Origin of the sequence: Vibrio sp. 1CM24A, from assembly GCF_023161725.1 — a bacterium.
Lineage (GTDB): Bacteria > Pseudomonadota > Gammaproteobacteria > Enterobacterales > Vibrionaceae > Vibrio > Vibrio coralliirubri.
Genome location: NZ_JALNTS010000002.1, coordinates 751,554 through 766,993, shown reverse-complemented (window position 1 = coordinate 766,993; position 15,440 = coordinate 751,554). Strand labels below are relative to the sequence as shown.

The window sequence follows — 15,440 nt, the reverse complement described above, 5'->3', positions numbered from 1 at the left end:
CGCAGTTAATGACGCTAGGTTTAGCAATCTTCAAGTACCGGTAGAATTCGACTCAGCTTATCCAGTGTTTCTTGGTATTCAGAAGCACAATCACTATCAAACACCACACCACCGCCAGCCCATGCATAAAGCGTATTGTTCTCGGCGACTAATGTACGAATGGTAATACTGGTATCCATTCTGCCATTTCGGCTGATGTAGCCAATACTGCCGCAGTACGCTGAACGTCGATGCGGTTCTAACTCTTCAATGATCTGCATCGCGCGAACTTTTGGTGCGCCAGTAATCGATCCTCCAGGGAAACACGCTCTCAGAAGGTCAGTCGCAGAATATTGTTCATCAAGGTCTGCTCGTATCGTGCTTACCAAGTGGTGCACGGCAGGGAAGCTCTCAATATCGAACAACTTTGGTACATGCACTGTGCCCGGTTTTGCCACTCGGCCAATGTCATTACGAAGTAGGTCGACGATCATCAAGTTTTCCGCCTGATCTTTATCGGCGCTTGCCAGATCTTGCGCGTTAGCATCATCAATCATCGGGTTCTCAGAACGAGGTCGTGTGCCTTTAATTGGCTTGGTTTCAATGACGTTGTCTTTGAGTTCTAAGAAACGCTCTGGCGAAACACTGATGATTGCGCAGTCGGCCAAACGGATGAAACCCGAAAAGGGTGCTGAGTTGTACTGCTCTAACTTGTCATAAGCCAGCCATTCACTGCCTTGGTATTGAGCATTGAAGCGCTGAGCTAAGTTGATCTGATAGCAGTCCCCGGATAACAGGTATTCTTGAACGCTATCGAACTTGGTGGCGTAGCTCTCTTCGCTCATATTGGATTTCCACGGTGTGGTTAATCTAAAGGGCGTATGTGTTAGGTGTGATTGACCCATTTTCTGCATCAGCCAATCATGATGTTCATCGATATTGTTACCGACAATACACGCCGTTTTCAGTTGGTGATCAACGATAACAGCCCATTCATACAAGCCAACCGCCATGTCAGGTGCTTCAATATCACGCGTTGCGAGTGATGGAAGTGTCTCGACTCTGCGCCCCAAGTCATAACTGAAATAGCCTAAAGCGCCGCCAACGAATGGCAGCTCAGTGTGCTCTTTAGTCGCAGGCAATAACTGTTGCTGATATTGGTCGAGTAGTTCGAAAGGATCGGAGTCTGAAACCTCCCACGTCTCATTAACATTAACGGTCGTTTTTGCACCGATTGTCTCGAAGGTGGCGATGGGTTGAGCAACTAAAATATCGTATCGACTATCAACGTGGCTTTCTGAAGCGGAGCGTAATAGCATTGCCCACGGCAGGTTTTCAATATGGGAAAACAGCTGTTTAGCTAAAGTTGATTGATATTCAAGCGGCTTGATTTGGATAGAGCGAAATTCGTTGTTATTCATTTGTTTAATTTGTGACAAAGAGTTCGATCACTGCATGGCGTGTGAGAGGAAGCAAGAGTATCATAAATTGAAAATAAAATGGGTTCTTGATTAGAACGGAGTAATCCAAGTGGTTTAGTTTAAAGCTATGCAAGCGATTGCTAAAGCAACTAAATACAGCTCAACACAATAAAAAGCTAAACCACCTAATTCGATTTGGCATAGATAGCCAAACGGTGAACCCACATGGAACCAGAACAATAAAGAGGCATGCAATGACGGTTATTCGTAAGCAAGATGTGATCAGCAGTGTCGCTGACGCACTTCAGTACATTTCTTATTATCACCCCTTAGACTTTGTCCAAGCCCTAGAAAAAGCGTACGAGAAAGAAGAGAGCCAAGCAGCTAAAGATGCTATTGCTCAGATTCTTATCAACTCACGCATGTCTGCGGAAGGCCATCGTCCAATTTGTCAGGATACGGGTATTGTTACTTGTTTCGTGAACATCGGTATGGATGTTAGGTGGGAAACGGATCAAACAGTACAACAGATGGTTGATGAAGGCGTTCGTCAAGCTTACAACAACCCAGATAACCCATTGCGTGCATCTGTCCTAATGGACCCTGCAGGTAAGCGTATTAATACCAAAGACAACACACCAGCGGTTGTCCACATTAATATGGTTCCAGGCAACAAAGTTGAAATTCAAATCGCGGCGAAGGGCGGCGGTTCTGAGAACAAAACCAAGATGGTTATGCTGAACCCTTCTGATGATATTGCAGAATGGGTAGAGAAGACGCTGCCAACAATGGGTGCAGGCTGGTGTCCACCGGGCATGCTAGGTATAGGCATCGGCGGTACGGCTGAAAAAGCAGCGGTACTAGCAAAAGAATCTTTGATGGAACACATCGATATTCAAGAGCTTATCGAAAAAGGCCCAGAGAACGCAGAAGAAGAGCTTCGTTTAGACATCTTCAACCGTGTAAATAAGCTTGGTATTGGTGCACAAGGTCTTGGCGGTCTAACGACTGTGGTTGACGTGAAAATCAAAACTGCACCAACGCACGCAGCATCTAAGCCAGTTTGCCTAATCCCGAACTGTGCAGCAACGCGTCACGTTCACTTCACACTAGACGGCAGCGGCCCAGCAGAGCTAACGCCACCTAAACTAGAAGAGTGGCCAGACATCACTTGGGAAGCGGGCGCAAATACACGCCGTGTTAACCTTGATGAAGTGACTAAAGAAGACGTACAAGAGTGGAAGACCGGAGAAACGGTTCTTCTGTCAGGTAAGATCTTAACCGGTCGTGATGCTGCTCATAAACGTATTCAAGGCATGCTAGAAAGCGGCGAAGGCTTACCAGCTGGCGTTGATTTCAAAGGCAAGTTCATTTACTACGTGGGTCCTGTTGATGCTGTAGGTGATGAAGCGGTAGGTCCTGCAGGTCCAACAACTTCAACACGTATGGATAAGTTCACTGACATGATGCTGAACGAAACTGGCATTATGGGCATGATCGGTAAAGCGGAACGTGGCCCTGCAACGGTTGAATCAATCAAAGAGCACAAAGCGGTTTACCTAATGGCGGTTGGCGGTGCAGCTTATTTAGTCGCGAAAGCAATTAAAAAAGCACGTGTAGTTGCGTTTGAAGATCTCGGTATGGAAGCGATTTACGAGTTTGAAGTTGAAGATATGCCTGTAACGGTAGCGGTTGACTCTAACGGCGTGAACGCACACCAGATCGGCCCTGACACGTGGAAAGTGAAGATTGCTGAAGCTGAGAAAGCGTAATTAACCGAAGCCAAAAAATCGTAATTGTCGCTAACTTCAGCGTTTGAATTGCAATTTTTGACAGAAAGTTAAAGACAAAAGTGCAGCATTATCTGCACTTTTGTCATATTATCAATGATATAGTGATAAACACATAGTTTGATATAAGAACATAGGAGAGAGGAATGCCTCGTTTTATTCAGATCCTACAGATTATCTTGGCAGTGGTGATTGGTGCTTTTGTTGGCTACGACCTGATCTTGAAAGGGATCAGTATCTTTGATAATAAATATGTGACGATTACATGTGCGCTTTGGCTAATTGCAGAGATTGCACTGTTTGTTATCTACAAGTTGATTGAAGACGATTAAACGTCGGATATCGTGCAAAAATTCTAAAGCCCCTGATTATGAATGTAGTCAGGGGCTTTTATTCATCTAGCATTAAGAATGTGTATTGCATACTCACCACTATTAGCAAAAGAACAAACAAAAGCATACAAACTATCCCAACTGGGAAAGAACATAGGCTTGCCTCTTTATTATCATAACCAGCTAGCCTAACTATCACGGAGTCGTTCAAATGAAACACCTAACTCAAGAAATGAGTGACTTTATAAGCAGAGGAACGGATTCTCATATTCGAGTAGCGGTCACTGGGCTTTCTCGTGCGGGTAAGACAGCATTCATTACTTCGCTGGTTAATCAGCTTCTTCATACGTCTACCCATAAAAACCTGCCACTACTTGCATCGGCGAGAGATGGAAGAGTTATTGGCGCAAAGCGTATCCCGCAACACAACATGATGATTCCACGCTTCTCTTATGATGAAGCGATGGAGTCGTTGAATGCACAGCCACCAGAATGGCCAGTACCAACGCGTGATGTCAGTGAGATTCGTCTAGCAATCAAATATAAGCCTGCGAAGGGCGCGAAAAAGCTACTGAGTAAAAACAGCACCCTTTATCTCGATATTGTCGATTATCCAGGTGAATGGCTGCTTGATTTGCCGTTACTGGATATGGACTTCGATACCTGGAGCCAATCTCAGTTTGCCGCATTGAAAGGCGACAGAGAAACTTACTCGCAACAGTGGAACGCCATGCGTGGTGATATCGATTTGCTAGCAGAAGCGGACGAAAAGAAACTGGTCGCGATTGCCGATAGCTACACCCAGTACCTTCATACTTGTAAAAGTAACGGGTTGCATTGGGTACAGCCGGGTCGATTCGTATTACCTGGTGAGCTTGAAGGCGCGCCTGTACTGCAATTCTTCCCGTGTATCGCACCTGAGTTTAAGTTCTCAAAAACAAGTAACTATGCGGTACTGAAAGCGCGTTATGAAGAGTATCAACAGAAGGTCGTGAAAGCGTTCTATAAGAATCACTTCGCGACGTTTGACAGACAAATCGTGCTAGTGGATTGCTTACAGCCACTTAATGCGGGCTATGATTCTTTCATGGACATGCGTGGCGCGTTAGAACAGTTACTTAAGAGCTTTAAGTACGGTCGAAGCAATATCTTAAGACGTTTATTCGCGCCGAAGATCGACAAGATCTTGTTTGCAGCCACCAAGGCTGACCACGTGACACCGGATCAACATCCGAACTTGGTATCGCTGTTACAACAGATGGTACATCCGGCTTGGCAACAGGCGGCGTTTGAACACATCGACATGAGTTGTATGAGCATTGCGTCTATTCAAGCGACCAGCGCGGGTTATATCTCGTCGGGCTCAGACAATGTTCCGGCGTTGCAAGGTGTGACTTTGGATAATGTCCCTCAAACCATGTATCCGGGAGAGGTGCCGCGTAAGTTGCCCAATAAACAGTATTGGGAAACCAACCAGTTTGATTTCACGAGCTTTAGACCGATGGAACAACATTCCGATGAGCCTTGCCAACATCTAAGAGTCGACAAGGTTTTAGAGTATCTCATTGGCGACAAGTTGAAGTAATTGAGGCAATCAAAATGAGTGAATTAAAAACAAAGCAGGTCTTTAATGAACCGTTGAAGACCTCTTTTGATGAGCAAGACAAGAGCGAAGTTGGCCCGGATTTAGGCGCTCAACAACTGTTCACAGAGCAAGAGAAATTTGTCCCTGTCGCACCGCAAGTGGAAGCCGATCTTGATGGTGAAGCTGAGCAGCAATTGGAACAAGTGATTCGACCGAGCAAAAAGAAGAAGTGGTTTGGAACGGGTTTATTGGTCGCTTTTTCTGGTCTAGTTGGATGGCAGGCAATTGATTCGGTCATTACCGCGATTCAAACGGCCGACTGGCTTGCATTAGGTTGGGCAGGCTTCATTACTGCCATTGCTTCATTGGGTTTAGGGGCAATAGGCAAAGAGCTGTGGAAACTGCGTTCACTTAAAGATCACTTTAGTGTACAAGAGCAGAGTGAAGAACTACTCCAAAGCCAAAGTGTCGGTAAGGGCAAAGCGTTCTGTGAAAACATCGCCAAGCAAGGCGGAATTATCGCTAAGTCTCCTTCGTACGATAAGTGGCGAAACAGCATTAACCCAGCACACAGTGATGCAGAAGTGTTGGATATGTACGATGCGTTAGTCGTGAGTCAACAAGATAAGGTTGCGACTCAAATCGTCACTAAGTTCTCGACCGAATCGGCGGCTTTGGTTGCGGTGAGTCCATTGGCCGCAGCAGATATGTTGCTGGTGGCTTGGCGAAATTTCACCATGATCGACAAGCTTGCTGATGTGTATGGCATTGAGCTTGGCTACTGGTCTCGGATTAAGCTATTTAAATTGGTGTTAATCAACATGGCAGCTGCGGGAGCCAGTGAACTGGCGATTGATGCTAGTATGGATCTCGTATCGATGGATCTTGCAGGCAAGGTTTCAGCTCGAGCAGGGCAGGGGCTCGGTGTCGGTATTCTCACTGTGAGACTGGGTTTAAAAGCCATGACATTGCTGCGTCCTATGCCTTGGCATAATGAGCGAAAAGTAAAAATATCAGATCTTCGCAAAGCCGTCCTTTCTGAAATAAAGCGTATCACTCTCAAATAAAGCATTTGAAGCTCAATAGTTTGAGAAGAAGAGTAAACATATGTTTACTCTTCTTCTTGACTGAACTCAGAGCTTAATCCACACTACTGTCAACTTATCCTGACACCTATAATAGGACTATTTGTGCGTCTTGAAGTATTGTGTGAAGACAGACTCGGCTTAACGCGTGAGTTGCTCGATATCTTGGCCTCAAAAAGCATTGATTTAAGAGGAATCGAAATTGATGTTAAAGGCATTATTTACCTAAACTGCCCTGATATCGATTTTGATGCTTTTAGTGAACTTATGGCTGAAATTCGCCGAATTTCAGGTGTGAAGGATGTACGTAAAATCCAATTTATGCCAAGCGAAAGGCATAACACAGAGCTGATTGCTCTGCTGGCAAACCTACCTGATCCTGTGATTGCGATTGACCTTAAAGGCTCAGTCGATATGGCTAACCACGCTGCATTGAACCTCTTCAACAAACAAGAAGATGAAGTCATCGGTGAACCGCTAGCGACGTTTGTTCCTAGCTTTAACTTTGCTCGCTGGATCGAAGGCGATGTAACGCGTCATCGTGAAGTTGTCGTGTTGGATGGTTTAGATTTCTCTATTGAGATCCTGCCGATTTACCTTGGTGGTGATGTCAACGAAGCGGTACTGGCAAGCGCAGTAATGACGATTCGCTCTTGTAATCAAGAGATGAACTCGCCAGATTCAATCCCAGAACAGAACAACCTAGGTTTCGAACACTTTGTTGGTGTCTCTAATCGCCATAAAGCCTTGATCAGCCAAGCTAAGAAATTGGCTATGCTGGATCAGCCTCTATTAATTGAAGGCGATACGGGTACAGGTAAAGAGATGTTGGCGAAAGCGTGTCATAACCGTTCAAATCGGTCGTCTTTCCCATTCTTGATTCTAAGCTGTGCATCGATGCCTGATGACGTAGCGGAAACGGAATTGTTTGGTCATGCGCCGGGTTCATTCAACCATGAGCAAGGTCATAAAGGTATTTTCGAACAAGCGAATGGCGGTACCGTATTTTTAGATGAAATTGGCGAGATGAGCCCGCATCTACAAATCAAATTACTGCGTTTCTTACAAGATGGTTCATTCCGTCGTGTTGGTGAAGAAGAAGAGATGCACGCTGATGTTCGTATTATTGCATCAACGCGCCACCGTCTTTCTGAATTAGCCGACTCGGGTTCGTTCCGTGAAGATTTGTTTTACCGCTTGAATGTACTGACTTTGTCTATCCCTGCATTGCGTGAACGCTCAAACGACGTAGCACCGCTGTTGGAACTGTTCGTTGCAAAGTACGCGCAGCAGTTAGGTATGTTAAAACCAAAATTGACTCAAGAGTTAGTCGACCAGCTTGGTAATTACCAATGGCCGGGCAACATTCGCCAGTTAGACAACATGGTTCTACGTGCACTAACAGAGCTAGATTCAGACACACTAACGGTTGAGCAATTCCATTTGCCACAGCTTGAAACAATGACGGCTGGAATGGCGAACCTGAGCTTAGACGGCTCGCTCGATGAAATCATGAAAGACTATGAATCTCAGATTCTAGAGAAGCTTTATCAGTCTTTCCCATCAAGCCGTAAGCTAGCAAAACGTTTGAATGTATCTCATACCTCAATTGCGAATAAGCTTCGTGATTACGGTATCAGAAAGAACTGATCGAATAAGAACAAGATTATGGAAGATTTGAGTACACCAGAGCGCATTTATAAGCATGATGGTAATCTGATTCTACGCACGGCTGAAATTGATGACGCTGGCATGATCAGCGAGTATTTTCAGGTTAACAGAGAGTACCTGAAACCTTGGGAGCCGATACGCGAAGATGCGTTCTTTGATAGAGCGAGTTGGGCGCAGCGACTGATCAAGTTAAACGAGCTTCATAAAATGGGGCTAGGCTATTACTGTTTACTGATTAACGCTGACTCTAATGAAATGTTAGGCACCATATCGTTCAGTAATTTGTCGCGTTTCCCGTTCTACGCTTGTAATGTCGGTTACTCATTGGCTCAAAGTGCACAGGGCCACGGCTACATGCGCAGAGGTTTGAGCATGGCCAAAGACTACATGTTTGATGTGCAGAACATGCACCGCTTAATGGCGGGCTACATGCCTCACAACGAACGCAGTGCGGGTGTATTAGAACATCTTGGTTTTGTCCGAGAAGGTTTTGCTAAAGACTACCTACAGATTAACGGTAAATGGGAAGACCATATACTGACGGCATTAGTTAACCCGAATTGGGAAGATAGGCGCGCTGTATAGAGACCAATAGTCATTAGGCGTAAGTATCAATTAAGCGTAAATACAGATTTAGAGGCAGTGACGACATAGACAAAATGAAACCGTCACTGCATCAAAAAGAACAGATAGGCATGGTAAATCCATCAGCCTGAGAAGATATTTGAGGAATTTTGATGTCATACACAACTTTGGACGAATACCAAAGAAAATGGATTTTCACACACCAGTCAATGCCGCTGCCGGCAGAGGACTTGGAAAAGATTAAGCCAATGACACAGGCGAGAGCATCTCAGTTCTGGAAAGAGAACGTAAGCCCTCAAAGCCCAGACGCAGAACGACTAAGCTCGCAAGACTGGCCAAGCAAAGCATCGAACTGGAACGAAGAGATCAGCTGGATGGCGCATTGGGAAGCGGATGAGCCAGAAATGCCAGAAGAAATTCTTAACTTTATTGATTGGCAAGATGACGTAACTGTTTATTTCTGTTACGAAAAGTACAATGTTCTTGAAACTAAATGGGCGATTTTCAAGAAGCATTGGAAGAACTTTTTGTTCTACGATGATGGCCCGATTTTAATCGGTCGCCGTCGTTCAGAAGCCCTTTGGTTTGCTACCAATGGCAAGGTGAAAATCGGTAACCGTGCTTAACCTCGGTGTGATTTAATCGAGCTGGTGTTGGTGATTCGAGAAACAGACAAACAAAAAGCGAGCATCGAGCTCGCTTTTTTTGTGCCTAATGATCTTCGAAGATCATGGGGAAGTACCCACTATTTGAGCCTATCTATAGGTGACCATTTTCATTCGTTCAAGGCGGGTAAATTACGAAATTGAGATCGCTATCTCATTGGGTTAGTTGAAGTTTTATGGGGTTGGGCTATCTTTATATTACTGCCTTAGTGGAGGTGAAGTATTATGATTTGGGATACTCTCGAACGTGTAAATAAACTTCGCAAGGAAGCAATGGAGGATCCAGAGTTTTTGGATTCAGCAAAAATGCATGAGGAATGGCTTTTAAGCGAAACTCATAATCAATCAAACAAAGGAGCAAAAGAGAAGAAACCGAAAAAACTATCTGACATTTATGAAAATACGGATTTTCCTATCAACCCAACTGGAACCAAACATTAACAATGATGAACTGCAATACGGCTAAGGCTCTTAACCAAAAAGCTACAAGTCGATTACACATACCAGCCTTAAGCCACCAATAAAAAAGCCACTTTCAACGAATCGAAAGTGGCTTTTTCTTTACTAGTTAGCGATCCAATCTAATGAGCCCTAAAACTAGTTATTAATCAGGCTTAACCCGCTTGGTAACGCATCACCAAACACACGCTTAGATTCGCTCTCAGAAAGTTCAGTCACTTCACTCACTAGTGTTAACCATGAATCAGGTACCTTGCTTTGCTTAAGCTTCTCAATCACTTGATTGCGATAGTCGTCAGAGATATCAAACTGACGGTCACCGGTTTTACGACAAATCATCACCGCTGCAAAGGCGATCATCTGCTCTTTATGCCAGTTCTGCTCAAGCAGTTTGGGTAACCATTGTTCAGCTTGTTCTCTAGGAATCACGCTGTGTTGGCTACCATACAAAGGTGTTCTTGAAGCCAATCGACCTAGCGCCCACCAGTGCGCTTGCTCAAACTGATTATGGTTAATCGCCTTGCTTAAGAACCAACTTGCCAGCAGCACTTTGTCTTCAACCTCAAGTTGCTCAAGTGACGCCGCTAAACGAACCATGGCTTCATAACCATTGTCTTGCGCATCTTTGGCTGTCTTAGGGTTCTTCATTGCACCTGGGTGAAGGTATTTAGCGATGTCCGCCAAGATACTCTCTTGCTGCTCTTGGTTTAGTCCACCGGCCACACGACGCCAGAATACCCACCAGTCTGTCCAGCCTTGGTGGTTCTTGAACTGAATGTTCTGTTGGTAAAGGCCCCAAATTTGTTCGATACGCCATGAGTCAGTCGGATCGCCAAAGCCAGGACGTAGCGAGTATCCCGCCAAACGTAACCAGTTCTTCTCGTGTGCTTCTGAGCGGCGACGACGCTTACGACCTAATGAGAAGGTATCAAATAGGTTACGAAGGGTCGTGAAGTCCCATTCATCGCGTTTACCTAGTCGCTTCTCAAGATCTTTCGATAGCGTTTTGATCTCTTTCGATTCAGCACTTTTCTTGTTGCCGCTGTACAGGCGAGAAATCAATTCCTTACACTCTTCCAATCTTGGGTGAAGCGCGGAGGTATCAGATTCATCGCCTTGCTTATTTCTTACTTCAAACTCAAGCAACCAACGCTTAGAGTCATCTTCTGTGCTCACACACTCCATTTTCAGTGTGCCGACTTCGGTTAACTGACAAGCGAGCAGGACTTCAACACGCTCTTTTTGGTTGGCTTGAAGTTCTGCAGTACCTGAGCCTTCCAACGTAGAAATATACGGTGGGAGAGGGGAGAACAAGTCGGCATCCACATTGACCATCACACCGTTTTGAATGGCGGTGTCGTGAGCAATTTGATCGTGTGTTGAAGTCAGTAGATTAAATCGTACTGGCTCACCTAAAGTCAGCGAGAAACGACGGCTGTTTAAGCGTATCTCTTGTCCTTCCTCAGTACCTTTGGCAAGCAGACAAAGCGCTTTACCCATCTTGTTCTTCTCTTGTAGATGCAAGAAGTAAGAACGAGCTGCACCACCACCGATTTTCAGTTGTGCACCACGGCGGGCTTTACCAAAGGCAACCGCGCCAAGGGCAACAGACCAATCTGGATGAGGGTTATCAAGCACTGTGATCGGAGAACCGTTCCAGTTGCCAAGTAGCTGTGTGATTCGTTCAGTGACCAATTCACTGTTAAACACACCACCATTGAGCAGCACGCCAACCGGAATTGCAGGTTTGGTGTTATCGAACTCAATAGAGTCTGAGTTTTCTAATGCGGCTTTAGACACTTGTTGGTGTGTTGCTAGGAATTCTGCGACGTGCTTACTCACCGCAGGATCAGCCACGTAAGGCAGACCAAACTCAACCACAGCACTGCGGCGTTTGTCGGGTGTTTCAGCAAACTCAGAAAGCGGGAAGAAACCTTCCAATGCGATTTGATGAACTTCTTGTTTGGTTAAGCCAATACTCTTAGTACCGCCAAGCAGTTTAGAACCGCTGCCCAGCATGGTGATCTTCACATCATCGGGTGCATTGGCAGAAAGTAGGCTCTCTTTTGCGGCGCGAGTTTGTTGAATTAGTTTTGTTAGGCTAGAAGCATTCAGCTTTTTGTTTTGATTGAAGCGTTGCTCAGCGAGGTGAGCAAGTGCTAAATCGAGGTTGTCACCACCGAGCATCAAGTGTTCACCAACGCCAATACGGTCGAGTGCGAGCTCGTTATTGCCGTCGCTGTTCGCATCGAATTTGGCTTCAATTAAGCTCAAGTCCGTGGTACCACCGCCAACATCACACACTAGAATCAGCGGAATTTGTTGAAGTTCATCTGCTGCGGTTTGTTGGTGACGGGCATACCAGTCATAACAAACGGCTTGCGGCTCTTCGAGTAACAGAATCTTACCTAAGCCCGCCAGTTCTGCGGCTTCGAGTGTTAGCTTACGTGCTGTCTCATCGAAGGAAGCAGGAACGGTAACCACAACATCTTGGTCTTCCAGCTTGTTGCTCGGGTTACGGTAGTTCCATGCTTGGCGAATGTGGTTGAGGTAGCTTGCACTCGCCACAACTGGCGAGACTTTATCGACATCAGCTGCGCCAGCCCAAGGCAGAATATCGGAGTTACGATCAACCGCTTGGTGTGATAGCCAACTCTTAGCACTCGATACTTGGCGGCCTTCAACCTTAGCGCCTAATTCACGTGCCCATTCACCGACGATAACGTTCTTAATATCGCCTTCAACGGGGCTTGGTTCCCATGGCATTGTCAGGTCAGAAGGGGAGATTTGACCTTGTGCTGGGTGGTAACGAAATGATGGAAGTAGGGGCTTGCGAACCACTTCACCGGGGCCGATGAGTTGGTCAATATCGAAAAGAGAAACGGGAGCATGTTGTAGGTCGTCGTTGATTTCACAGTAAGCGACAACCGTATTGGTTGTACCTAAGTCAATGCCGACTAAAAAACGAGGAGTTGCCATACAAAACCTTATTCTTCCAGAGTGATGACCAGTTTTTTGATAGCTTTGGTCTTATTGTTGTTATTCGTAAACGCCATTCCTGAGAAACAGGCAGGACTAGGTTGAGAACCATATTGATAAAGAAACGGCACCCGCTAAGGTGCCGTTGATTCATTATGCTTGTTCGTTTGAGTCGTTATTCGAGTCTTCACGAACGTCAAACTCAACGTGCCACTTCTGACCGTTGTCAGTAGCAATCGCTTCTAGGTATAAGGTACCTAGCTCAGTAACGCGAGAAGCCAAAGTTACTGGAACGACTTCACCTTCGCGACGGCCTTCAGATACAGGCAGTGTCACTTGGATTTCAGGAAGCTCATCAAGCTCTTCAGGCGCCCAGTGATCAAGGTGCGTACCCGCTTCATCTTCACGACGAATGGTTGAACCGAAGAACTGGAAGTGCACTGGCTGACCAATCACTAGACCGAACTCTTGGCTAGGTACTTGAACGCTTGAGCCTTCTTCCATACCAAATGGGGCAACACACAGTGCTTCCATTGGAGGAGCCATACCCGGGATTGCTGGCATCGCGCTTTCAATTCCTACGTAGTAAGAAGAAGCGATACCGCCACGGATACGAACGCCTTGGCCACGACGAACTGCGCCGTAGTATGAAGCGCCGCTTGCAACTGCCAGGTCTAAATCTAAACCTGAAAGCTGTTTTGCGAACTCTTCGTCAGCATTGATCAACCATTCGTTGATCGTATCTGAAAGACGATCAGCAAGTAGGTTCGATTTTAGAACACCACCATTGAACAGAATTGCTGTTGGTTTGATGAAGTCTGCCGCTGGCGCTTCTGTACCGGGCATACCCGGCATGTTTGCAAACGGGTTGAAATCTTGCTGAGCCGTTTCGCTGTTTCCAGAAAGCGCGTTCGCTTGCTTAGAAAGGAATGCGGCAATGTGACGAGTAATACCTGCGTCTTGAGCGTAAGGCAGACCCATTTGAGTCAGTGCGCCACGCGTCTTTTGTACTGGGTGCTCAGTCACAGCTACTTTCGGGAAGAAGCCATCAACCAATGTTTGTTGTACTTCTTGCTGAGTCAGTTCTGTTTTCAGTGTTGCGCCAAGTAGTTTAGAACCACGGCTTGGAACAACGATAGGTACAGATTGCAGTTCAGCATCGTTTAGCAGTGCTTCTTTCGCATCACGACATGCGTGAGTCATAGCTTGAACCTGCCAAGGAGCCAGTTCTTTGCCTTCTTGAGCCAGTTTCATTTTCAGGCGGTAAGCCAGTGCTAAGTCCATGTTGTCGCCGCCAAGTAGGATATGTTCACCTACTGCGATACGGTTCAGGCTTAGGTTGCCGTCATCTTGTGTTACTTCAACTAACGAAAGGTCGGTTGTACCACCACCGATATCGACAACAAGAACGATGTCGCCAACGTTTACTTCATCACGCCATGTGTCGTTGCTGTTATCAATCCAGCTGTAAAGAGCTGCTTGTGGCTCTTCAAGAAGCGTTAGGTGAGTGAAACCAACATTACGTGCAGCTTCTGCTGTTAGGTCACGAGCCGCAGGATCAAACGAAGCAGGCACCGTGATCGTTACATCTTGGTCTGCCAGTTTGTGTTCTGGGTTTGCGTGGTTCCATGCGTCTTTAAGGTGCTCAAGGTATAATTCAGTTGTCTTAAGCGGCGAGACTTTTTCAACTTCTTCAGGGCTGCCTGCAGGAAGGAAAGCATCGCGACGGTTAACACCACCGTGGCATAACCAAGATTTTGCGCTGGCTACCAAACGGATAGGGGTTTTAGAACCAAGGTTACGAGCAATCGCACCCACTAGCGCTTTCGGCTCTGAAGACCAAGGAAGAACGCGAGAGCCCGCATTCATTTCATGTTCGTGCGGCTGGTATAGGAACGAGCCAAGTTGGCTGCGAGTTTCTACTGTACCTGGCGCCGTCAATTGAGGGATTGGCATCACCTCAACGCGAGCGTCTTCATTTGTTGTGTCGATGAAAGACAAAACGCAGTGTGTAGTACCTAAATCGATACCAACACTGAACTTAGGTGCTTGATGTTGCTCTTGAGAAGATAGCTCTTGAGCTGAATGACTTTGGTGTTCCATTATAGCTCCACCTCTGCCGGTGCAATTACAGATGCATCGTAGTTTTCGGCAAGCTTAGGCAGGTTCATGTCAGTTGCTTTCCAACCTTTGTGAACCAGTGTGCCGTTGAATGGCGCATTACCCGTTACGTTGCCAGTTAGGCGAATTTCTTGAGGGTTGAAACCTTCAGCGATAGTGATACGTGTTTCTTCATCTTCAGTACGGATGTGAGACAGCGTTACGTAATCGGCTAATACTTTTTGACCGCCAGTGTGAATAACACGAGCTGCTGCGCCAACTTCTTCATCAGAGAATGACGTTAGGTCTTCTTTTAGGAAGTCAATTAAGCGTGCTTCTTGCTGCATGATAGACAGTAGTTGCATTGCAGAGTCTGTTGGTGCTGTAGCAAGCTTAGATTCAACTTCGACTACTTTTTCGATCACACGTTCAACTTCTACTACTTTCTCTACTTCGACAATTTTCTCAACTGGCTTTTCAACTTCAACGATCTTTTCTACTGGTTTTTCTACGACTTTCTCAACCACTTTGGTTTTACGAGAAACGGCAATTAGCAGTAGTAAAACGCTTGATGCAGTTAGGCCTGCGTGAAGCATATCAAACGTTTGTGGGATTAGGTTCAAATCAACGATCATAGTGATTTCTCTTTAAAATTGATTTAACGGTATATTCGTCGGTTCAAAGGAATATACAGGTTGGAAAGAAACTCATTGGCACTAAGCCGAAACGGTCACTTTCAAGCTATAAATATGGATGGATACTAGCATATTCAAGGCTTAAGAGTGGTAT

Annotated in this window: 12 protein-coding genes; 8 read left to right on the top strand and 4 right to left on the bottom strand. The window is 45.8% G+C overall.

What is annotated here, in order from left to right:
• Window positions 1–20 precede the first annotated feature (20 nt).
• Window positions 21–1,400: an aminodeoxychorismate synthase component I gene (gene pabB, locus MSG38_RS07440; protein WP_248401449.1), complete on the bottom strand. Its 1,380-nt coding sequence runs from the start codon at window positions 1,398–1,400 to the stop codon at window positions 21–23.
• A 254-nt stretch (window positions 1,401–1,654) separates the two neighbouring features.
• Between pabB and MSG38_RS07435 the strand changes: the two genes are divergently transcribed.
• From MSG38_RS07435 to MSG38_RS07400, 8 genes are all read left to right on the top strand, one after another.
• Entirely contained in the window at window positions 1,655–3,172 is a 1,518-nt protein-coding gene (locus MSG38_RS07435; RefSeq protein ID WP_017068776.1) for a fumarate hydratase, read from the top strand.
• Window positions 3,173–3,336: 164 nt separating this feature from the next.
• Window positions 3,337–3,522, top strand: a complete 186-nt coding sequence (locus MSG38_RS07430; protein ID WP_004734731.1) for a hypothetical protein — start codon at window positions 3,337–3,339, stop codon at window positions 3,520–3,522.
• A gap of 211 nt (window positions 3,523–3,733) precedes the next feature.
• Complete coding sequence (locus tag MSG38_RS07425; protein ID WP_086970236.1) at window positions 3,734–5,107, top strand: YcjX family protein; 1,374 nt, start codon at window positions 3,734–3,736, stop codon at window positions 5,105–5,107.
• A gap of 14 nt (window positions 5,108–5,121) precedes the next feature.
• Window positions 5,122–6,174, top strand: coding sequence for a TIGR01620 family protein (locus MSG38_RS07420; RefSeq protein ID WP_248401448.1), 1,053 nt, complete (start codon window positions 5,122–5,124; stop codon window positions 6,172–6,174).
• A 123-nt stretch (window positions 6,175–6,297) separates the two neighbouring features.
• On the top strand, window positions 6,298–7,842 hold the full coding sequence (gene tyrR / locus MSG38_RS07415) for a transcriptional regulator TyrR (protein ID WP_048611644.1): 1,545 nt from the start codon (window positions 6,298–6,300) through the stop codon (window positions 7,840–7,842).
• A gap of 18 nt (window positions 7,843–7,860) precedes the next feature.
• Entirely contained in the window at window positions 7,861–8,448 is a 588-nt protein-coding gene (gene rimJ / locus MSG38_RS07410) for a ribosomal protein S5-alanine N-acetyltransferase (protein ID WP_017060432.1), read from the top strand.
• Between the two features lie 152 nt (window positions 8,449–8,600).
• Complete coding sequence (locus MSG38_RS07405) at window positions 8,601–9,074, top strand: DUF2947 domain-containing protein (RefSeq protein WP_017060433.1); 474 nt, start codon at window positions 8,601–8,603, stop codon at window positions 9,072–9,074.
• Between the two features lie 264 nt (window positions 9,075–9,338).
• A complete protein-coding gene (locus MSG38_RS07400; protein ID WP_012604204.1) occupies window positions 9,339–9,554 on the top strand; it encodes a hypothetical protein in 216 nt (71 codons plus the stop codon).
• A gap of 156 nt (window positions 9,555–9,710) precedes the next feature.
• On the opposite strand, the gene MSG38_RS07395 is transcribed toward MSG38_RS07400, so the two are convergent.
• The 3 genes from MSG38_RS07395 to MSG38_RS07385 form a co-directional block, all read right to left on the bottom strand.
• Window positions 9,711–12,551 (bottom strand): Hsp70 family protein, encoded by a 2,841-nt coding sequence (locus MSG38_RS07395; RefSeq protein ID WP_248401447.1) that lies wholly within the window; start codon window positions 12,549–12,551, stop codon window positions 9,711–9,713.
• A 153-nt stretch (window positions 12,552–12,704) separates the two neighbouring features.
• The gene (locus tag MSG38_RS07390) at window positions 12,705–14,654 is read right to left on the bottom strand and encodes an Hsp70 family protein (protein ID WP_248401446.1); all 1,950 of its coding nucleotides are present in this window, start codon (window positions 14,652–14,654) and stop codon (window positions 12,705–12,707) included.
• Window positions 14,654–15,286 (bottom strand): DUF2760 domain-containing protein, encoded by a 633-nt coding sequence (locus MSG38_RS07385; RefSeq protein ID WP_017091262.1) that lies wholly within the window; start codon window positions 15,284–15,286, stop codon window positions 14,654–14,656. Before MSG38_RS07385 ends, MSG38_RS07390 begins: the two co-directional genes overlap by 1 nt.
• Window positions 15,287–15,440 lie beyond the last annotated feature (154 nt).